The sequence below is a fragment of the Rhodovarius sp. genome, from assembly GCF_040399605.1.
Classification (GTDB): domain Bacteria; phylum Pseudomonadota; class Alphaproteobacteria; order Acetobacterales; family Acetobacteraceae; genus Rhodovarius; species Rhodovarius crocodyli_A.
In genome coordinates, this window is record NZ_JBBARU010000034.1 from 1 (window position 1) to 20613 (window position 20613).

The following is a 20613-nucleotide window of genomic DNA, read 5'->3' on the forward strand; positions in this document are numbered from 1 at the left end:
GACAGGCGGCGCGCCGGGTGGTCCCATGCTCCTACAAAATGGGAGACGACCATGGATATCCGCGACATCCTCATCATGATCGACGCCACGCCACGCAATGCGGCGCTGCTCGCCTTCACCTGCGGCCTGGCGGCGCGGCATGATGCGCGGGTGATAGGGCTGCGCTGCGCTGACCCGCTTTCACCGGTGATGATGTATGCCGACCCCACGGCGGGGCTGATGGTGGCTGATCTGCTGGAGGAACTCATGCTCAAGGCCCGCGCCGAGGCGTTTGTGATGGCGGCGGGCTTCAATGAGCGGTTGCGGTTGGAGAATGTGCTGGGGGAATGGCGCTATATTGAGGCCTCGGCCTGGGATAGGGCGCCGACGGAGGCGCGGCTGTCGGATTTGATCGTGCTGGGGCAGCCCGATGGCGATGACCGCTTGGTGGAGGAGATGCTGTTTCGCTCCGGCCGCCCGGTGCTGGTGGTGCCGCGGTTGGGCGAGCATAAAACCCCAGGCCAGCATATTCTGGTGGGCTGGAATGACAGCCGCGAGGCGGCGCGCGCGGTGCATGATGCCATGCCCCTGCTGCAAAAGGCCGAGAGTGTCACGGTGCTCACCGCTGATTCGGCCGGGGCTGATGCCATGCCTGGGGGCGATATTGCTGCCCATCTCGCCCGGCATGGCGTGGTGGTTTCACTCACGCGCAGCAGCGATGCTGAGGCTGACCCCACTGACCTGCTGCTCAATGCCGCGGCGGATCGGGGGGCTGATCTCATCGTGGTCGGCGGCTATGGCCATTCACGGCTGCGGGAGATGGTGCTGGGCGGGGTGACGCGGGGGCTGTTGCAGCAGATGACGGTGCCGGTGCTGTTCAGCCATTGAGCATTTTCAAGCCTTGCGGCTTAGCAAGGCGACTCGGAAAATGCGTTAAAACAAGAACTAGAGCCGTTTCACCGTCTTCGCTTCCGGTGAAATGGCTCTAAGCATCACAGCGCGGTGCCGCCCACGGTCAGGCCCAGCATTTTGAGTGTGGGCTGGCCCACGCCCACGGGCACGCCCTGGCCATTCTTGCCGCAGGTGCCGATGCCTGGATCCATCGCGCTGTCATTGCCCACCATGGAGACTTTGGTCAGCGCATCGGGGCCATTGCCTATCAGGGTTGCGCCCTTGACCGGCGCGCCGATCCTCCCGTTTTCGATCATATAGGCCTCGGCGGCGGAGAAGACGAATTTGCCGCTGGTGATGTCCACCTGGCCGCCGCCGAAATTCACCGCGTAAAGGCCGCGTTTCACCGAGCGGAGAATTTCCTCGGGCGGGTGGGCGCCGCCGAGCATGATGGTGTTGGTCATTCGCGGCATCGGCGCATGGGCGTGGGATTGGCGGCGGCCATTGCCGGTGGGGGCGACGCCCATCAGCCGCGCATTCTGCCGGTCCTGGATGAAGCCGACGAGGATGCCATCCTCGATCATCACCGTGCGGCCGGAGGGGGTGCCCTCATCATCGACCGAGATGGAGCCGCGGCGGTCGGCGATGGTGCCGTCATCGACCACGGTCACGCCGGGGGCTGCGATGCGCTGGCCGAGCAGTCCTGAGAAGGCGCTGGTTTTTTTGCGATTGAAATCGCCCTCCAGCCCGTGGCCAATGGCTTCATGCAGCAGGATGCCGGGCCAGCCTGGGCCGAGCACCACCTCCATTTCGCCGGCCGGGGCGGGGACGGCTTCGAGGTTCAGCAGCGCCTGGCGCAGCGCCTCATCCACCGCCGCCTGCCAGCTTTGCTCTGAAAGCACACGTTCATAGCCAAAGCGCCCGCCCAGGCCATGGCCGCCGGATTCACGCCTGCCATCCTGCTCCACCACCACCTGGACATTCAGCCGCACCAGCGGCCGCAGATCGGCCACCCGCACGCCATCGGCGCGCATGATCTGCACCGCCTGCCATTCGCCGGTGATCGAGGCCGAGACCTGCACCACCCGGCTATCCTTCGCCCTTGCATAGGCATCGAGTGCCATCAGCAGCGCGGTTTTTTCGGCAAAACCCATTTCCAGCAGCGGGTTGGCATCGCTGTAAAGCCGCCGATTGGTGGGCTGGGGCGCTGCGGCCCAAACCCCGGCATGGCCGGCGCGCACCGCGCCGAGGGCGGAGGCGGCGCGGGCCAGGGCGGGTTCGGAAATCTCGCCGGCATGGGCGAAGCCTGCCGCCTCACCGGCGACGGCGCGCAGGCCAAAACCACGATTGGTGTCAAAGCTGGCCGAGCGGATGCGCTGGTCATCGAGGCTGATGGCCTCGCTTTCGCGGTATTCGAGGAAAAGCTCGCCATCATCGCAGCCGGCCATGGCATCGGCCAGGCGGCGGGCGGCGCTGGCCTGGTCCATTTCACGGAAGAACAGGCCATCGGTCACGGCAAGGGCGTCGGTCATGAGTAAGGCTTTCTATGGCGAGTGTGGGCGGTATCAGCCGGCCTGGTGTGATGATACGCCCTGCCCGGCGCGGGCAGCTTGGAGCATTTCATCGATCACCGCGAGCAATTGCTCACCGGCATCGCGGATGGATTGCAGTTGATCCGCCTGCGCCGGGGCATCGGGCTGCAGTGCCTGGGCCAGACCGATGATGGTGCTGAGCGGTGCCTGCAGCGCCGGGTTGATGGCGGCCTGGGCCGCATCCTGCGTCGGCTGGCTGCCGGAGATGTCGACATAGGTGAGGATGAAGCCACCATCGGGCAGGGGGTCGCGCACCGCCTCCAGCACCCGGCCATCGCGCCTAGTAGAGGTGTAGCGCGCGGGCTGGCGCAAATCACCGGTCAGTTTTTCCATCACCGCATCCACGCTGCCCTGATGGGAGCCGATCAGACCCAGTTCTCGCATCCGGTCCACGATCTCGGCATAGGGGATGCCGGGCTGCAGGAGGCTGTCGGGCATGTCGAGCATATGGCGGATGGCGCCGTTGGTGGCTGCCAGCCGGTGCTGCGCATCGAAAAGCACGATGCCATGGCGCATGCCCTCCAGCATGGTGGAGAGCCGCTCCTGGGCGCGGCGCAATTCCGTGATGTCGCTGTAGGTGCGTACAAAGCCGCCATCGGGCATCTGGTTGGTGCGCACCTCGATGACGCTGCCATCGGGGCGGTTGCGGATATAGCGGGGCGGTGCCTCGGCCAGCCGGGCACTGACGACGAATTCGAGCGCCTGCGTGGCGGCGTCATATTCGCCTGTGGCGGTTTGCGTGCGCGCCATATCGGCCAGCGCGGCACCAGGGAGCACGATATCGGCGGGCAGGCCGCACATCTGTGCCGCCAATGCATTGGCAGCCACCAACCGGTCCTGGCTATCGAATAGCGCGATGCCGTGGCGCATGCCTTCCAGCATGGCGGAGAGCTGGTCCTTGGCGCGGCGCAATTCCGTGATGTCGCTATAGGTGCGCACAAAGCCACCATCGGGCATCATATCGGTTCGCACCTCGATGATGCTGCCATCTGGGCGGGTGCGGGTATAGTTGAGCGGCGCTTCAGCCAGCTTGGCCGTGGTGATGAAACCGAGCCTTTGTGCGGTGTTGTCGAATTCGCCGGCGGCGCGTTGGGCACGCGACAGATCGGCCAGCATGGCGCCAGGGACCATGACATCGGCTGGCAGGCCGCAAAACGCTGCCGCCAGCGCATTGGCTGCCACCACCCGGCATTGGCTGTCGAATAGTGCGATGCCGTGGCGCATGCCCTCCAGCATGCTGCGCAGCGTATCCGCCTGGGCGCGGGCGCGGGCCTCGGCATCATGCAGGGCTGTGACGTCAGAGACCACGATGACCCGGCCGCCATCGGGCAGCGGCTCACCGCGCAAGCTGACCAGGCGCCCATCCGGCCGGCGGCGCAGTGCGGCTTCGGGCCTGGCCACTTGGGTCAGGAGCTTGCGAACGTGCATCTCTGGGTCGCCAGGGCCGAATATGCCGGCCAGGGCGCGGGCGCGCAGCTCGGTTTCGAGTTCGTCGCCGATGTTGAGATGATGGCCGGGGTAGATGTTGTTGAAGGCGACATTGACCAGCCGCACCCGCTGGTCTGGCCCATAGACGGCGATGCCGACGGGCAACGCGGCCAGCACGATATCGAGCAGCAGGGCGCGGCGCTGCGCCTCCTCCTGCGCCCGGCGCTCGGCGGTGACGTCGCTGAACTCGTAGAGCGTGGTTTCATCGGCCAGCGGGTAGGTTTCCAGCCGCAGCGCGGTGCCATTGGGCCGCCTGCGCTCCATGCTTGAGCGCTTGCCGGGATCACGCGAAGCGCGGTGGACCTCCCATTCCTCCCTTTGCTCTGGGGTGAACTCGCCCCGGGCGGCCTGCATGTCGGTCAGTTGGGTGGCGGTGAGGCCAGTGCGTGCCTGATTGGCGGGCAGGCCGGTCAGCCGTGGATAGGCCGGGTTGTAGAGCAGCAACTCATCCTGTTTGAAGACCGCCACACCGAGGCTGAGCTGGTTGAACACCTCGTCCAGCAGACGCAAATCCTGGCGCGATGTTTCCAGCGGGCCGGTGAAGGCGGTGACATCGGTGAAGTACTCGATGAAGCCGCCATCGGCCATGGGTTGCACCCGCGCTTCGAGGGTGGTGCCATCGGCGAGGCGCAGCATCCGCCGTGATGGCTTGCTGCGGTCGAGCCGTTTGAATTCTACCAATTGGGCGGCGGGGTCGCCCTCGCCAAACAGGCCGCGCATCATGAAGAGCACCAGCACATCGCTGAGGGGCGTATTGGGGGCAAGCCAGCGCTGATCAACCCCGGCGAGGTCCAGCATGCGTTGATTGACCATCACCAGCCGGTGCTGGGCGTCATAGACAATAATGGCTGAGGTCATTGCTTGCAGGGCCAATCTTGCGGGGCTTCCGGCCCAATTGCTCATGCGGCCATCCTCCTCATTGTGGGGCCCGCAGCCCGTGCAGCGCAACCAGCCCCGTGGTCAGCACCAGCACGGCCACTGCCTGATGCAGCGTGCCCAGCGACCAGGGCACGACATGCAGCAGGGTGATGATGCCCAGCCCATATTGCAGCAGCACCGCCGCACCCATGTGCAGCACCCGGCTACGCGCCGTGCCTTGGGGCAAATGCCGCCAGGCTGCGACCACGGCGCCCAGCGCGGCCAGAGCCGCCAGGCTGGCCAGCAGCCGATGGTTGAACTGCACGGCGGCGATATTGCCGGTGAGGTTGGCCCACCAGGGTGTGAGGTCGAGATAGCCTGAGGGGATCAGTTGCCCATCCATCAGCGGCCAGGTGTTATAGGCGAAGCCCGCGCGGATGCCGGCGACAAAGCCGCCGGCCAGCATGGTGGCGAGTGCCAGGCCGAAGGCGACCTGCACTTGCCGCCGCACCGGCGCCGCTTTGGCGGGCAAGGCGGCGGGGTTGGGCTGCAATAGGCCCAGCGCCGTCCAGAGAATGGCGCTGAACAGCAAAAAGGCCATGGAGAGATGCACCACCAGCCGATAGGGCGAGACGGCGGTGCGCCCCGCCTCAAAGCCCGAGGCGACCATGAACCAGCCAATGGCACCTTGCATGCCGCCCAGCACGAAGAGCAGCAGGAAGCGTGGCAGCATGGCGCGGCTGATGGCGCCGCGCGCCCAGAACCACAGGAAGGGTACGAGATAGGCTAGGCCGATCAGCCGGCCCCAGAACCGATGGCCCCATTCGAGCCAGAAGATCTGCTTGAAACCCTCGAGCCCGAAACCGGCATTGACCAATTGGTACTGCGGGATGGCGCGGTAGAGATTATAAAGCCGGTTCCATTCCGCCTGTGAGAGCGGGGGGAGGCTGCCCATCAGCGGCGCCCATTCCATGATCGACAGGCCAGAGCCGGTGAGGCGGGTGGCCCCGCCTAGGGCCACCATGACCCAGATCATGCCCGCCACCACCAACAGCCATATGGCCACGGCCCTGCTGTGGGGGCGGCTGCCCAGATCATGCGGGGTGAGGTTGGTGTTGATCGTATCGAACGGCATACATGCATTATAGTGTCACTTCGCGGTTTTCGTAGGTGTCACGATGAAATCTGTCCCCCGCCGGGCGGGCTTATTGTGGCGCGGCCTGGGGGCTGCTACCGCCGCAAAACATGAGCCATGACCCATCCCAGACCACGCCGCTGCTCAGCGTGGTGGTGCCGGTGCGCAATGAGGCACCCAATATCGCGCCGCTGGTGGCGGAAATTCGCGCCGCTTTGGCCGCTTATTCGCATGAGATCATCTATGTGGATGATGGCAGCAGCGATGCGACGCCGGCCGAATTGGCCGCGGCGGGGGTGCGCGGGCTGCGCCACCGCTTCAGCTGCGGCCAATCTGCGGCCGTGGTGACCGGCGTGAAGGCCGCGCGTGGCGCCTGGATCGCCACGCTGGATGGCGATGGCCAGAATGACCCTGCCGATATTCCGCGCATGCTCGAACGCGCCTTGGCGCATGGCGGGGCGCTGCTGGTGGCCGGGCATCGGGTGACGCGGCGCGACACCATGACCAAGCGCATCACCAGCCGTTACGCCAACCGCTTTCGCGCCTGGCTGCTGCGCGATGCCACGCCGGATACTGGCTGCGGGTTGAAGGTGTTTCCCCGCGCGCTGTTTTTGGAATTGCCGCATTTTGACCATATGCACCGCTATCTTCCGGCGCTGGTGCTGCGCCAGGGTGGTGAGGTGGTGAGCGAGCCGGTGAATCATCGCCCCCGCACCCGTGGGGTTTCCAATTACGGTACGATTGACCGGCTGATGGTGGCTTTTCTGGATCTGGTGGGGGTTGCCTGGTTGCAGCGGCGCTGGAAACGCCCGGTGGTGGAGTGAACGCCACCGCCCGGAGCCTCGCCAAGCTGGCCGTGCTGGCGGCCGGGCTGGTGGCGGGTGGCTTTCTGCTGCGCGCGCTGGGGGCGGCGCCGGGGACGGATTGGGTGGATGCCTATGTCCGCGATGATGGGCTGCGCGGTGAGGTGGTGTTCATCCTTGCCGCCGCTTTGGCCACCGGGGTGGGCGTGCCGCGGCAAAGCGTTGCCTTTCTGGGCGGTTATGCCTTTGGCACGGTGGCGGGAACGGGGCTGGCTTTGCTGGCGCAATTGCTGGGTTGCGGCCTGGGGTTTCTTTGGGCCCGGGCGGTGGGCAGGGCCTGGGCGGAGCGGCGGCTGAATGGTCGCTTTGGGCCCCGGCTGCGGCCGCTGGTGGAGACGCTGCGGCACAACCCGTTTTCCTCGGCCCTGGCGCTGCGGCTGCTGCCGGTGGGCAATAATCTGGCGCTGAACCTGTTGGCGGGGCTTTCCGGCATTGCGCTTTGGCCGTTTTTGGCCGCTTCGGCGCTGGGGTATTTGCCGCAGACGATCATCTTCGCGCTGCTGGGCAAGGGCGTGCGGGTGGATGGCACCTGGCAGATGGTGTTGGCGGCGGGGCTTTTGGCGGTTTCGGTGGGGTTGGGGCTTTGGTTGCTTCGGCGGCAGAGGGCGGGGGTTTAGGCTGCGCTGCCGGCGGCCCAGCCCGAGGCCCATGCCCATTGGAAATTAAAGCCGCCGAGCCAGCCGGTGACGTCCACCGCCTCGCCAATGGCGAAGAGGCCGGGGGTGTTGCGGGCCTGACAGTCGCGGGCATGCAGGTCATGGGTGGAAATGCCGCCCAGGGTGACCTCGGCCTTGGCATAGCCTTCGCTGCCCATGGGGGTGAGGCGCCAATGCTTGGTGATTTCGGCCAGTGCGGCCAAAGCGCGGTCGGGCATGTCGCCCAGGGGGCGGGCTTGGGGCAGATGGCGTTCGGCCAGGGCCTGGGCGAGGCGGGCGGGGAAGAGGCTGGCGAGTGCGGTGCGGGGCTCGGCGCGCGGCCGCTCGCGCTTGGCGGCCAGCAGGGCGGCGGCGCCATCCTGGCCGGGCAGCAGGTTCAGCGCGATGGCCTCGCCTTGCCGCCAATAGGAGGAAATCTGCAGGATTGCGGGGCCGGAGAGGCCGCGATGGGTGAAGAGCATGCCCTCCTCAAAGCGCCGCTTGCCGGCGCTGGCCACCACCGGCAGCGAGACCCCGGCGAGGGGTTGCATCAGCGCCAGATCATCGGCGCCGAAGGTGAGCGGCACGAGGCCGGGGCGGGTTTCCTCCAGGCTGAGGCCGAATTGCCGGGCGATGCGATGGGCGAGGTTGGTGGCGCCCATTTTCGGGATGGAGAGGCCGCCGCTGGCCAGGACCAGGCTCTCGCAGGCGATGTTTTCGCGCGAGGTGGCGATGCGAAAGCCGGGGCCTTGGGTTATCTCGGTGATGTCGCGGTTCAGGCGGATTTCGACGCCTGCCGCGGCGCATTCGGCCAGCAGCATGGCCAGGATGTCGCGGGCCGAGCCGTCGCAAAACAATTGCCCCAGGGTTTTCTCGTGGAAGGCGATGCCGTGGAGCCGGACCAGGGCGACGAAATCCGCCGGGCGGAAGCCGGCCAGGGCGCTTTTGGCGAAATGCGGGTTGGCGGAGATGAAATTCTCCGCCGTGCAATGGAGATTGGTGAAGTTGCAGCGGCCGCCGCCGGAGATGAGGATTTTCTTGCCCGGGGCCTCGGCATGGTCGAGCACGAGGACGCGCCGACCCCGCCCGCCCGCCCGCATGGCGCAGAATAAGCCGGCGGCGCCGGCGCCCAGCACCACGACATCGAAGTGTTCCATGCCGCGATGTGCCACATGAGCGGACCGGTGGTTAGCCCGCCTTTAGCAACCGGGCGGCGCTGAGGGCGAAATAGCTCAGCACACCGTTGCAGCCGGCGCGGCGGAACGCCATCAGCGCCTCCATCATGGCGCGGTCATGATCCAGCCAGCCGCGCTCCACCGCTGCCATGATCATCGAATATTCGCCGCTGACCTGATAGGCATAGGTCGGCAGGCCGAATTCCTTCTTCACCCGCCAGACAATGTCCAGATAGGGCAGGCCGGGTTTGACCATGACCATATCGGCGCCCTCGGCGACGTCGAGTGCGACCTCGCGCAGCGCCTCATCGGTATTGGCGGGGTCCATCTGGTAGGTTTTCTTGTCGCCGCGCAGGGCGGCATTGCTGCCCACCGCATCGCGGAAGGGCGCGTAGAAGCCCGAGGCGTATTTGGCGGCATAGCTCATGATGCGGGTGTGAATCAGCCCCGCATCATCCAGCGCCTCGCGGATGGAGCCGATACGGCCATCCATCATGTCGGAGGGGGCGACCACATCGACGCCGGCCTCGGCCATCAGCCTGGCCTGCTGGCAAAGGATATGGACTGTGTCCTCGTTGTGGACGTAATCGTCGCGCAGCACGCCGTCATGGCCATGGCTGGTATAGGTATCGAGCGCCACATCGCCGATCAGGCCGAGGCCGGGATGGGCGGCTTTGAGCGCCCGGGCGGCGCGGCACATCAGGTTTTCGGGGTTGAGCGCGCCGGTGCCTTCCTCGTCGCGCTGTTCGGCCGGGGTATAGGGGAAGAGGGCGACGGCGGGGATGCCCAGCTCCACCGCCTCGGCCACATGCTCGGCCGCGCGGTCCACCGAGACGCGAAAGACGCCTGGCATGCTCTCCACCGGCACCTTCTGGTTTTCGCCGGAGGTGAGGAAGATCGGCCAGATCAGGTTGCCCGGGGTGAGGGTATTCTCGGCCACCAATTTGCGGGTCCAGGCATCGCGGCGATTGCGCCGCATGCGGGTGGCGGGGAAGGAGGCGGGGAAGTTCATCGGCTGCCTTTCAGTTCGTTCGGTTCAGGCGTCCAGCGCCTGGGCGAGATCGGCGATGATATCGTCGATATGCTCAATGCCGATGGAGAGGCGGACATAGCCCGGGGTGACGCCTGACATCGCCTGCTCCTCCGCCGTCAACTGGCTATGGGTGGTGGTGGCAGGGTGGATGGCGAGGCTGCGGGCATCGCCGATATTGGCGACGTGGTAGAACATTTTCAGCGCTTCGATGAAGGTTTTGCCGGCCTCGGCGCCCGCCTTGAGTTCAAAGCCCATGAGCGAGCCGAAGCCGCCCTTGAGGATGGCGGCGCGGCGGGCGGCCTCACCGGTGAAGAGGCTGGGATGGGTGACGCTGGCCACTTTCGGGTGGCCGGCGAGGTAGGCGGCCACCTTCGTCGCGTTTTCGCAATGGCGCTCCATGCGCAGCGGCAGCGTCTCCAGCCCTTGGAGGAACATGAAGGCGTTGAAGGGCGCCATGGGCGCGCCGAGGTCGCGCAGCAGGCAGGTGCGCATGCGGATGATATAGGCGATGGGGCCGAGCGGCTTGACCGCCTGGGTCCAGACCGCGCCGTGATAGGAGGGGTCGGGCTTGTTGAGGGTGGGGAAGCGGTCGCCCCATTTTTCCCAATCGAAATTGCCGCCATCAACCACGATGCCACCGATGGAGGTGCCATGGCCGCCGATCCATTTGGTGGTGGAATGCATCACCACCGCGGCACCGAGGGTGAGGGGCTTGCAGATCACCGGGGCTGCGGTGTTGTCCATGATGAGCGGCAGGCCGATCTCGCGGCCGATCGCCGCCACCTCGGCGATGGGGAAGACCTGCAGCTTGGGGTTGGGCAGGGTTTCGGCATAGTAGCAGCGGGTGCGGGCATCGGTGGCGCGGCGGAAATTTTCTGGGTCTGCGGGGTCGGCGAAGCGGACTTCGATGCCGAATTGCTTGAGCGTATTGGCGAAGAGGTTCCAGGTGCCGCCATAGAGATCGGTGGAGGAGACGATGTTGTCGCCTGCCTCGCAGAGGTTGAGCACGCAAAACGCGGTTGCCGCCTGGCCGGAGCCCACGGCGAGGGCGGCCACACCGCCCTCGAGCTGGGCGATGCGGGTTTCCAGCGCATCGCAGGTCGGGTTCATGATGCGCGAGTAGATATTGCCCATCTCGGCCAGGCCGAAGAGGCGGGCGGCGTGGCCGGTGTCCTGAAACTGGAAGGAGGTGGTCTGGTGGATGGGCACCGCCACGCTGCCGGTATTGGGATCGGCGCGATGTGATCCGCCATGCAGGGCGATGGTCTCGGCATTGGTGTAGGACATGGTGAGGCCTCCTCTGTGTTGGGAGGCAGCCTGCCACCCCGGCGCGGCGGGGGGAAGCGGGTTGGCAGGGTGGAGCGGTGGGTGCAGGGTTTTGCCATGCGCGCCCTCATTGCCCTTCTCATCCTGGCTCTTCCGGCCTGCGCCAGCGGCCAGCAGAGCATTACCATAGCTGGGCCTGAGGGGCTGGGGTTGCAGGCTGAGTTGTTCCTGCCCCAGGGGAGCGCAAGGGGGCCTGCGATCCTGGCGCTGCATGGCTGTGCGGGGTTCCGCCGGCGGGACGGCCAGATCACCAGGCTTTACCGGGCCTGGGCGGCGGAATTCACCACAAACGGCCAGGCCGTGCTGCTGCCCGACAGTTTTTCGTCACGCGGGCAGGGCGAGCAATGCACGGTGCGTGACAGCCAGATCCGCCCGGGGCGGGAGCGGCGGCAGGACGCGATTGCCGCGGCCACTTGGCTGGCGGCACAACCCTTCGCCGCCCCGGGAGGGGTGGTTGTCATGGGCTGGTCGCATGGCGGATCTACTGCGCTTGCAACCGCGGCGCAGCCCGAGGCGGCGCCTATCCGCGCCTATGTCGCGATGTATCCGGGCTGCTTTTTGGCCAATCGCTCCGCGGGTTGGCGCAGCAGCGCGCCCATGCTGTTGCTGATCGGCGAGGCGGATAATTGGACGCGGGCGGAGTATTGCCGGGAATTGGCCGGCCGCAATGGAGAGATGGTCACCTTCCGCAGCTATCCCGGAGCCCATCACGGCTTTGATGCGCCCGATACGCCCTTAACCGAACGCATGGGGCTGAACACCCCCACTGGCCGCGCCACCTATGGCACCGACCACGCGGCGCGGCGCGACGCGCTGGCCATGGTGAGGGCGTTTATCGCGGCCCAGCCACGCTGATCAAAACAGGCGCAAACCGCCGAGGAAAGTATTGGTGCGCGGGCGCTGGATGACCGGCGTATCGCCATCGGTCACCTCACGGCCCAGTGCGGCGTTTTCCCGCAGGCGCTGGGCCTCGCGATTGGGGTCCACCGGGGTTCCCGGTTCGCCGGTGTTGCGCCAGAACATCAGCCTCTCGGCCAGATTGCGGTCGGGCGCATTGAGGCGCAGGGCCTCATCATCAATGCGCTGGCGGATGTCAGCGGGTGCGGCGCGGCCTGTCGCGGCGAGCAGGGCCTGCTCGCCTGAGGAGGTGGCGCCGCCGCGCGCGTTCCGCCCACCCAGCAGCGCGCCGGGGGCCAGCGTGGCCTCCGCCTGCTCGCGCACGGAGATTTCCTGCGGCCGCTGCGCCCCGGGCCGGGGCGTGGGCAGGGTGCCGAGCGAGGGCGGCATGGAGAGCGGCGCGCGCGTGGTCACCTGGAATTCATCTGGTGCATCGCGGGTGAAGCCGAAGGTGCGCGCCGTATCGCTGCCGCAGGCGGCCAGCCAGAGCGGGGCGGACAGAACGACCAGGAGGGGAAGCCTGGAGGAGGGCGTGATGCTCATGGAGACTGCCTACTCTCGCCTTGCCGCCGAAACAAGGCATCGGCGACGAGGATGGCAACACCCACCACGATCCCTGCATCGGCGATGTTGAAGACATACCAATGCCAATCCCAGGCGGAGGCATCGACAAAATCCACCACCGCGCCGAAGCGGAAGCGGTCGATCACATTGCCGATGGCGCCGCCCACCACCATGCCCAGTGCGAGGCCCACCCAGATGGTCTCTGCCCGCCAGAGCCAGCGCAGCAGCACGCCGGCGATGATGGCGGCGAGGCCGGCCAGCATCCACTGATTCCAGGCGCTATCGCCGGACATGAGGCCAAAGGTGACGCCGCGATTCCACACCATGGTAAAGTCGAGCGCGAAGGGGCCGGCCTCAAGCAATTCCACGCTGCGGCGGGTGGGCAGGTCCAGCACCTCAAGAACCCACCATTTGCTCAGTTGGTCGAGCAGCAGGGTGAGCAGGGCCAGGAGCAGGCCGGGGCGGGTGGCGGGGCTCAAGCCACCACCGCCTCGCAGCGGCGGCAGAGGGTGGGGTGGGGGGTGGATTGGCCGACCTCCTCCAGCACCCGCCAGCAGCGGTCGCATTTTTGGCCCGGCGCCGGGGCGATGGTGACCGATGCGGCCTCAGCCTCGGCCAGGCTCAATGCGCTGGTGATGCTGATTTCCGCCCAGGCGGGGGCATCGAGCAGGTCCAGATCGGCCGTTGGCAGGGAGAGGGTGGCGGCGGCCTGCAGCGAGGAGCCGATCATGCCATCGCGCCGCGCGGCTTCGAGCGCCGTGGTCACCTCGCCGCGGATGGCGCGGATCCGTGCCCAGCGCGCCGCCAGCGCCTCATCGCGCCAGCCAGCCGGAATGGTGGGGAAGAGTTGCAAATGGACCGAGGCATCGTCGCCGGGGAAGCGGGCCAGCCAGGCCTCCTCGGCGGTGAAGCACAGCACCGGGGCCAGCCATGTGGTCAGGCAGCGATGCAGATGGTCCAGCACGGTGCGGGCGGCGCGGCGGCGGGGGCTGTCTGGCGCGTCGCAATACAGCGCGTCCTTGCGGATGTCGAAATAGAAGGCGCTGAGGTCGTTGTTGCAGAAGCCGTGCAGGTCGGGGATGACGCCGGTCCAGTCGTAATCCTTCACGGCCTGGCGGATGCGGGTATCGAGCTCGCTGAGGCGGTGCAGCACCCAGCGCTCCAATTCGGGCAATTCGGCGAGCGGCAGGGCCTCGGCTTCGGAAAAGCCTTCCAGCGAGCCGAGCAGCCAGCGCAGCGTGTTGCGGATGCGGCGGTAGATTTCGGCCTGTTGTTTGAGGATTTCCTTGCCGATGCGCAAATCCTGCGTGGTGTCGGAATTCATCACCCATAGGCGGAGGATATCGGCGCCGTAATCGCGCAGCACCTCCTGCGGTGCCGTCACATTGCCCATGGATTTGGACATTTTGCGGCCCTGCTCATCGAGCACGAAGCCATGGGTCAGGATGGCCTTGAAGGGGGCGATGCCGCGGCTGCCGATGCTCTCCAGCAGGGAGGAATGGAACCAGCCGCGATGCTGGTCCGAGCCTTCGAGGTAGAGATCGGCAGGGAAGGGCATGTTGCGGGGGCCGAGCACGAAGGCGTGGGTCGAGCCGCTTTCGAACCAGACATCGACAATGTCCATCACCTGCTCGTAATCGGCCGGGTTGCGGCCCTCGCCCAGGAAGCGGGCGGCGGCGGAGGGCTTGTACCAGGCATCGGCGCCTTCTTCGGTGAAGGCTTCGAGGATGCGGTCCAGCACCGCCTGGTCGCGCAGCGGCTGGCCGGTTGCCTTATCGACGAAGACGGCGATGGGCACGCCCCAGGCCCGTTGGCGGCTGATGCACCAATCGGGCCGGGTTTTGACCATGCCGCCGATGCGGTTGCGGCCGACATCGGGGACGAAATGGGTGGCATCAATGGCGGCCATCGCCTTGTCGCGGATGGCGTTGGCGTCATCCATGGCGATGAACCATTGCGGCGTGGCGCGGTAGATCACCGGTTTTTTCGAGCGCCAGGAATGCGGGTAGGAATGGGTGATGAAGCCCTTTCCGGCCAGGGTGCCGAGCGATTCGAGCACGGACCAGACTTTGTCATGCGCCTTGAAGACATGCAGGCCGGTGAAGCCGGGGGCCTGCACGGTGTAGGTGCCGTCATCGCCCACGCATTCGGGCACGGCGATGCCATGCGCCCGGGCGAGGGCGAAATCTTCCTCGCCATGGCTGGGGGCGATGTGGACGAAGCCGGTGCCGGCGTCATCGGTGACGTAGTCGCCATCGAGCAGGGGGGCTTCGTAGGTGTAGGCACCCTCGAAGCCGCGCAGGGGGGAGGCGCAGATGGCGCCGGCCAATTCGGCGCCGGGGAAAACCCGAACCAGCGTATGCGCGCCAATGCCGCAGGCGGCGGTGACATCGGGCAGCAGTTTGAGTGCCACCAGCAAGCGCGCGCCGGGTTTGACGAGCGAGCCCTCGGCCACGGCCTCGACATGGAGGAGCGCGTATTCGATGTCATTTTTATAGGCCAGGGCGCGGTTTGCCGGGATGGTCCAGGGCGTGGTGGTCCAGATCACCACATTCGCGCCCACCAGGTCCGAAGGCCCTTTGAGGATGGGGAAGAGCGCGTAGAGGATGGCGCTCTTATGGTCGTGGTATTCGATCTCGGCCTCGGCCAGCGCGGTTTTTTCCGTGGGGCTCCACATCACCGGGCGCAGGCCGCGATAGAGCGAGCCATTCATCAGGAAGCGGCCGATTTCGCCGGCGATGATGGCCTCGGAGGGGAAATCCATGGTGGCGTAGGGGTGGGCCCAATCGCCTTCCACGCCCAGGCGGCGGAACTCGTCGCGCTGGAATTCGAGCCATTTGCGGGCATAGGCGCGGCATTCGGCGCGGAAATCCAGCACCGGCACCGCGTCCTTATCCTGTTTGCGGGCGCGGTATTCTTCCTCGACCTTCCATTCGATGGGCAGGCCGTGGCAGTCCCAGCCGGGGACGTAATCGGCGTTGAAACCGGCCATCTGGGCGGCGCGGTTGATGACATCCTTGAGGATCTTGTTCAGCGCGTGGCCGATATGCAGCGGGCCATTGGCATAGGGCGGGCCGTCATGCAGCACGAAGGCGGGGCGGTCGCGCGCCGCCTCGCGCAGGCGTTCATACATGCCCATGGCTGCCCAGCGTTCCAGCATGGCGGGTTCACGCTTGGGCAGGTCGCCGCGCATGGGGAAGGGCGTGTTGGGCAGGAAGACCGTGCTGCGATAATCGCGGGCCTCGGGGGCGTCGTTCATGATGGGGTCCGTTGGGCGCATGGCCCGGAAGCGGTGGCGCGCGGTGCTGACCCGGCCTTCAGGCGAAGGCCGGGCGAGGAATTCGTCGAGGAATTCGTCGCGGAATTCGTGGGGCGTGACGCGCGAACATGGGGTGGCCATATGCGGCGCTGCCCCATGATGGTCAAGCGCTGGCCGCCTTTGGAGTTGGCTTGCGCTTGGCGGGCGTAATGGCCGCGTGCATTGCCGATGTTGGCTATTGCGCGCCTGTGTTGATCCTACGGCGGCAAGCCCCGCGCCGATTGACCGGGCGCTGGCCTAAGGTTGACGAGAGGCGGGCTGGCGGGGCCTCAGCCCGCCAATTCCGCCACGGCCGCGGCGACGGACATCGAGGCTGTCAGCCCCGGGCTTTCAATGCCAAAGAGGTTGATCAGGCAGGCTTGGCCGTGGGTGGCTGGGCCCTGGATGGTGAAATCCTGGCTGGCAATGGCCGGGGGGACGATTTTCGGCCTTATGCCGGAATAGCCGGGCTGCAGGGCACCATCGGGCAATTCGGGCCAATAGCGCCGGATGGCGGCGTAGAAGCCATCGCAGCGGCTGGGGTCCACATCGTAATTGATCTCATCGACCCATTGCACATCCGGGCCGAACCGCGCCTGGCCGCCCAGATCAATGGTGAGATGGGTGCCCAGGCCGCCGGCCACCGGCACCGGGTAGATCAGCCGCGAGAAGGGGTTTTTGCCCACCAGGGAGAAATAGCTGCCCTTGGCGTAATAGGCTTTCGGCGTGAGTTGGCTGGGCATGCCCTGGAGTTTTGCCGCCAGCTTGGGGGCATGCAGCCCCGCACTATTGACCAAAAGGCGGGCGCGCAGCGTCATCGGCTCGGCGCCGCCGACATCGATCACCGCGCCCTGATCGGTGAGCCGCCCACCCAGCACCGGGGCGTGGAACACCACCACGGTGCCGGCACTTTCGGCGTCGCCCTGTAGGGATACCATGTAGGAATGGCTGTCGATAATGCCGGTGGAGGGGCTGAGGAGGGCTGCGGTGCAGGCCAGGGCGGGCTCCATCGCCTGGGCCTCGGCCTGTGACAGATAGGTGAGGTCCGGCACGCCATTGGCCGCGGCGCGGGCCTGGATGGAGGCGAGTTTGCCGGCCTCATCCTCGCTGGTGGCGACGATCAGCTTGGTGCACTTCTCGTATGGCAGGCCGCGCTCGCTGCAATAGTCGTAGAGCAACTGCTTGCCGGCGACGCAGTGCTTCGCCATCAGGCTGCCGGCTGGGTAATATATCCCGGCATGTATGACCTCGGAATTGCGGGAACTTGTTTCGGTGCCGATGGCCTCGGCGGCCTCCAGCACAATCACCTCACGCCCGGCCATTGCCAGCGCTCTCGCCACGGCAAGCCCGACCACGCCGGCACCCACCACCACAACATCGACATCTTCCATGGCGGCAGCATAACCGCGAGACTGGGTGATGGAACAGGGAGGGGCTGCAGCATGGCTTTCATCGGCCAATCGGTCAGGCGCTTTGAGGATGCGCGGTTTCTCACCGGGCAGGGACGCTATGTGGCTGATCTGCCGGCGGAGGGGGCGGTGCATATGGTGGTGCTGCGCAGCCCGCATGCCCATGCGCGCATCACGCGCATTGATGCCACCCCCGCCCAGGCCTTTGTGCTGACTGCGGCCGCACTGGCCGAGGCGGGTATTGGCCCTCTGCCTTGCTCGGCGCAGATCGGCGTGCCGATTGCCATGGCCGCGCGCCCGGTGCTGGCCGAGGGGGTGGTGCGCTATGTCGGCCAGCCGGTGGCCTTTGTCTTTGCCGAAACCCCCGAGGCGGCGCGCGATGCGGCTGAGCGCATCATCGTCGAATACGAAACCCTGCCCGCCAATGCGGACCCGCTGGCGGCGTTTTCCGCGCCCGTGTTGCACCCGCAGGCGCCGCATAACCGCGCCTTTGACTGGCAGAAGGGCGATTTGGCGGCGGTGGAGGCGGGTTTTGCCGCGGCGGCTTACATCACCCGGCTGGCCATCACCAATCAGCGCGTGACCTGCGCGCCGATTGAGCCGCGCGCTGCCGTGGCCTTTCCGGATGGAAAGCTGGTCTGCAATGGCCAGGCGGTGCATGGCATGCGGCGGCAAATCGCCCAATGCATGGGGTTGGCCGAGGGCGACCTGCACCTCATCACCCCCGATGTGGGGGGCGGTTTTGGGGTGAAGAATGTGCCTTTCCCTGAGCATATCGGGCTGTTGCACGCCGCGAGGCTGCTGGGCCGGCCTACCCGCTGGGTTGGTGAGCAGGCGGAGGAATTTGCCGGCTCCGCCCATGGCCGGGGCATGCACAGCCAGGGGGCCATCGCGCTGGATGGGCAGGGGCGGATTTTGGCGCTGCGCGTGGATGGGGTTTCCGAGATGGGGGCTTATCTCTCACCGCATGGCCCGTCTTGCGCCACCAACGCGGCGGGCACCGCGCATGGCGGCGGCTATGCCATTGCCGCCATTCATGTGCGGATGCAGGGCGCCTATACCAACACCACCCCGCTGGAGGCCTATCGCGGGGCGGGCAAGCCTGAGGCCAACCACGTCATTGAAATGCTGATCGAGGCGGCGGCGCGCGAGCATGGTTTTGACCCGGTGGCGCTGCGGGCGAAGAATTTGGTGGCCTCGCACCCCTATGGCACCGCGATGGGCATGGTGATTGCCGATGGGCAATTTCCGAAGAATCTTGCTGCTGCTGAGGCCCTGGCCGACCGGGCCGGTTTTGCTGGCCGCCGGGCTGCGAGTGCGGCGCAGGGGCGGCTGCGGGGCCTGGGGCTGGCCTGCTTCATGGAAACCGCGCGCGGCGGCTTTGGCGAATGGGCCCGGGTGCGGCTGGATGCTGAGGGGCGGGTGGAATTGGCGCTGGGCAGCCATTCCAATGGCCAGGGGCATGAGACGAGTTTTTGCCAGATCGCGGCTGATCACCTCGGCCTGCCCATGGCGGATTTCAGCTATGTGCAGGGTGACACTTCACGCGTGTTGAAGGGCCAGGGCCATGGCGGGGCGCGCAGCCTGCATCAGGGTGGCCGCGCCTTGGTGGAGGCGATGGATGCGTTGATCGAGAAGGCCCGCCCGCGCGCGGCGCGGCTGTTGCAGGCCCAGAGCGTGGTCTTTGCCGAGGGTCATTTCCGCGCCCCGCATGGCGCGAGCCTGGCGCTGGCCGCGCTGGGGCCGCTGGAGGCCGAGGCGGAGCATGACAGCGCGCTGTGCACCTTTCCGCATGGCGCGCAGATCGCCGAGGTGGAGATCGACCCTGAGACCGGCGAAACCACGCTCACCCGCTACATCGCCTGCGATGATTATGGCGCGTTGGTGAACCCCATGCTGACCATCGGCCAGGTGCAGGGCGGGCTGGCCCAGGGCATTGGCCAGGCGCTGATGGAGCGCATCGCCTATGATGGCGATGGCCAATTGCTGAGCGCGACCTTCATGGATTACGCCCTGCCGCGGGCGGCGGATTTGCCGGATTTGCAGGTGCATTTGCAGCCTGGCTGCCCGGCCAGCGTCAACCCGCTGGGGGTAAAGGGCGTGGGGCAGGCGGGGGCCATCGCCGCACCCCAGGTGGTGATGGCGGCGGTGCTGGACGCGCTGGCGGGCCGCGGCGTGGGCTGGATCGATATGCCGGCGCGGCCGGAGGTGGTGTGGAAAGCGCTTGGCCAGGCCGGGGCAGGCTAACAGGTTGGGGGAAAACGCTGATGGCTGCGGAAAAGAGCGAAAGGGCTTTGCTCTCTCCCGCTCTCCCACCAAGTTCGACCTGTATGTCGACGATTATCCTGGACCTTTGAATAATGTTTACGTCAACAATTGAACGAAGGTGCAGGAAACTGAGTTTCCTGCTCGGGTGCTCGAGGGGCAAAGCCCCTCGATTCTGCCCTACCTCGCTATTCGTTGTTCCGCAGCCTGCTGACCGGTAAAGCGGCTCAGAATGGCTCGGCGCGGTCCTTGCGGAGCAGCAGGCGGAAGGCGGCGGGTTGTCGGTCTTGCCCTGTCACCGCATCGGCGAGCGCGTCCAGCCAGCCGGAAAACCAGGCTTTTCCCCAATCGCCGGTATGCGCCATGGGGTTTGCCAAGACGGATTGCCCCTCGGCAAAGGCGCGCCGGCCTGCCGCATAGGCATCATCGGTGACGAAATGATCATCGGGGTCGACATCTTCTGGCATGACGGTCTTGTGACATGTTCAGCGCGGCGATGCCACATCGGCCACCTCAGGCAGAGCTACTGGCCATGGAGATGTTATGTGTGGCATGAATTCGCGGTGACGCAGAAGACACGCCGCCTAGCATTGTTGGTACTGGGCTTGGCCCTGTCCCTTGGGGTGGCTGGTGCGATCTGGCATGCCACCATCGCCTGGGTACGCTTCAAGGAGCAAGAGGCCGTCTCGAGGTCCCTGTTGGAGGCCGATCTGGCTGCGGCGGCGGTGGAACAGCGCCTGTTGCGGCTGATTGACCAGGTTGAGGGCGTTTTCGACCTGATGGCCCATCGCCAGCGCAACCTGGCGCTGGAGGGGCGGGTGACGCCGGGGCTGAGCCCGGTTGAGGCCCATTTGCGCAGCCGGCAAATTGGCTTCAGCCATCTTGCCTTGGCTGATCTCGATGGCCGGCTGCTTTGGAGCGCTGACCCGGGCAGTGTCATGCCGCCCGGGCTTGTCGGCGAGAGCGCGTATTTTGGCGGGCCGGAGGCGGGCCAGCCAGGGCTCTTCATTGCTGGGCCGCTGCAAACGGCGGCGGATGCACCGCCGGTGCTGGTCTTCTCCCGCAGTTTGCGCGGCGATAATGGCGAGGTCATCGCTATTGGCCTGGCCTCGCTCGATGTGATGACGATCTCCTTGTGGATCAGCGATATGGCGGTTGGTCCGAAGACGGCGGCCTTTCTGCTGGGGCGTGATGGCACGGTATTG

The 20613-nt window shown here is 66.4% G+C and carries 17 protein-coding genes; 6 read left to right on the plus strand and 11 right to left on the minus strand.

Going from position 1 to position 20613, the window contains the following annotated elements; genetic code table 11:
• The first annotated feature begins 51 nt into the window (after positions 1-51).
• Positions 52-867 carry a universal stress protein gene (locus ABWP84_RS10350; RefSeq protein WP_353211944.1) on the plus strand — a complete coding sequence of 272 codons (816 nt, stop codon included), beginning with the start codon at positions 52-54 and terminating at the stop codon, positions 865-867.
• Between the two features lie 104 nt (positions 868-971).
• Here the strand turns inward: ABWP84_RS10350 and tldD are convergent, their stop codons facing one another.
• From tldD to ABWP84_RS10365, 3 genes are read right to left on the minus strand one after another with little or no spacing between them, the layout of a single operon-like run.
• The gene (gene tldD / locus ABWP84_RS10355; protein ID WP_408904262.1) at positions 972-2402 is read right to left on the minus strand and encodes a metalloprotease TldD; all 1431 of its coding nucleotides are present in this window, start codon (positions 2400-2402) and stop codon (positions 972-974) included.
• A 33-nt stretch (positions 2403-2435) separates the two neighbouring features.
• Positions 2436-4808 (minus strand): PAS-domain containing protein, encoded by a 2373-nt coding sequence (locus ABWP84_RS10360; protein WP_408904263.1) that lies wholly within the window; start codon positions 4806-4808, stop codon positions 2436-2438.
• Between the two features lie 58 nt (positions 4809-4866).
• Positions 4867-5943, minus strand: coding sequence for a COX15/CtaA family protein (locus ABWP84_RS10365; protein ID WP_353211946.1), 1077 nt, complete (start codon positions 5941-5943; stop codon positions 4867-4869).
• Between the two features lie 110 nt (positions 5944-6053).
• Between ABWP84_RS10365 and ABWP84_RS10370 the strand changes: the two genes are divergently transcribed.
• Together ABWP84_RS10370 and ABWP84_RS10375 are read left to right on the plus strand one after the other, a co-directional pair.
• The gene (locus ABWP84_RS10370; protein ID WP_353211947.1) at positions 6054-6767 is read left to right on the plus strand and encodes a glycosyltransferase family 2 protein; all 714 of its coding nucleotides are present in this window, start codon (positions 6054-6056) and stop codon (positions 6765-6767) included.
• The gene (locus ABWP84_RS10375; protein WP_353211948.1) at positions 6764-7423 is read left to right on the plus strand and encodes a VTT domain-containing protein; all 660 of its coding nucleotides are present in this window, start codon (positions 6764-6766) and stop codon (positions 7421-7423) included. The genes ABWP84_RS10370 and ABWP84_RS10375 overlap by 4 nt, the downstream gene beginning before the upstream one ends.
• On the opposite strand, the gene ABWP84_RS10380 is transcribed toward ABWP84_RS10375, so the two are convergent.
• From ABWP84_RS10380 to ABWP84_RS10390, 3 genes are read right to left on the minus strand one after another with little or no spacing between them, the layout of a single operon-like run.
• Positions 7420-8598 carry an NAD(P)/FAD-dependent oxidoreductase gene (locus ABWP84_RS10380; protein ID WP_353211949.1) on the minus strand — a complete coding sequence of 393 codons (1179 nt, stop codon included), beginning with the start codon at positions 8596-8598 and terminating at the stop codon, positions 7420-7422. The two genes, ABWP84_RS10375 and ABWP84_RS10380, sit on opposite strands and share 4 nt — an antisense overlap.
• Before the next feature lie 31 nt (positions 8599-8629).
• Positions 8630-9628 (minus strand): porphobilinogen synthase, encoded by a 999-nt coding sequence (gene hemB / locus ABWP84_RS10385; protein WP_353211950.1) that lies wholly within the window; start codon positions 9626-9628, stop codon positions 8630-8632.
• Between the two features lie 24 nt (positions 9629-9652).
• Positions 9653-10936 (minus strand): PLP-dependent transferase, encoded by a 1284-nt coding sequence (locus ABWP84_RS10390; protein ID WP_353211951.1) that lies wholly within the window; start codon positions 10934-10936, stop codon positions 9653-9655.
• 96 nt (positions 10937-11032) lie between these two features.
• On the opposite strand from ABWP84_RS10390, the gene ABWP84_RS10395 reads away from it, so the two are divergent.
• Entirely contained in the window at positions 11033-11830 is a 798-nt protein-coding gene (locus ABWP84_RS10395; protein WP_353211952.1) for a dienelactone hydrolase family protein, read from the plus strand.
• Here ABWP84_RS10395 and ABWP84_RS10400 read toward each other — a convergent pair whose 3' ends face one another.
• The 4 genes from ABWP84_RS10400 to ABWP84_RS10415 form a co-directional block, all read right to left on the minus strand.
• Entirely contained in the window at positions 11831-12415 is a 585-nt protein-coding gene (locus ABWP84_RS10400) for a DUF3035 domain-containing protein (RefSeq protein ID WP_353211953.1), read from the minus strand.
• Entirely contained in the window at positions 12412-12915 is a 504-nt protein-coding gene (gene lspA / locus ABWP84_RS10405) for a signal peptidase II (protein WP_353211954.1), read from the minus strand. The genes ABWP84_RS10400 and lspA overlap by 4 nt, the downstream gene beginning before the upstream one ends.
• The gene (gene ileS, locus ABWP84_RS10410) at positions 12912-15695 is read right to left on the minus strand and encodes an isoleucine--tRNA ligase (RefSeq protein WP_353211973.1); all 2784 of its coding nucleotides are present in this window, start codon (positions 15693-15695) and stop codon (positions 12912-12914) included. The genes lspA and ileS overlap by 4 nt, the downstream gene beginning before the upstream one ends.
• A gap of 329 nt (positions 15696-16024) precedes the next feature.
• On the minus strand, positions 16025-17278 hold the full coding sequence (locus tag ABWP84_RS10415; protein ID WP_353211955.1) for an NAD(P)/FAD-dependent oxidoreductase: 1254 nt from the start codon (positions 17276-17278) through the stop codon (positions 16025-16027).
• Here ABWP84_RS10415 and ABWP84_RS10420 point away from each other — a divergent pair.
• On the plus strand, positions 17177-19390 hold the full coding sequence (locus ABWP84_RS10420) for a xanthine dehydrogenase family protein molybdopterin-binding subunit (protein ID WP_353211956.1): 2214 nt from the start codon (positions 17177-17179) through the stop codon (positions 19388-19390). The two genes, ABWP84_RS10415 and ABWP84_RS10420, sit on opposite strands and share 102 nt — an antisense overlap.
• 245 nt (positions 19391-19635) lie before the next feature.
• Here ABWP84_RS10420 and ABWP84_RS10425 read toward each other — a convergent pair whose 3' ends face one another.
• A complete protein-coding gene (locus tag ABWP84_RS10425) occupies positions 19636-19875 on the minus strand; it encodes a hypothetical protein (protein WP_353211957.1) in 240 nt (79 codons plus the stop codon).
• Positions 19876-19953: 78 nt separating this feature from the next.
• Between ABWP84_RS10425 and ABWP84_RS10430 the strand changes: the two genes are divergently transcribed.
• Positions 19954-20613, plus strand: a 660-nt coding sequence (locus ABWP84_RS10430; protein ID WP_353211958.1) for a cache domain-containing protein, incomplete at its 3' end; no start/stop codon positions are given.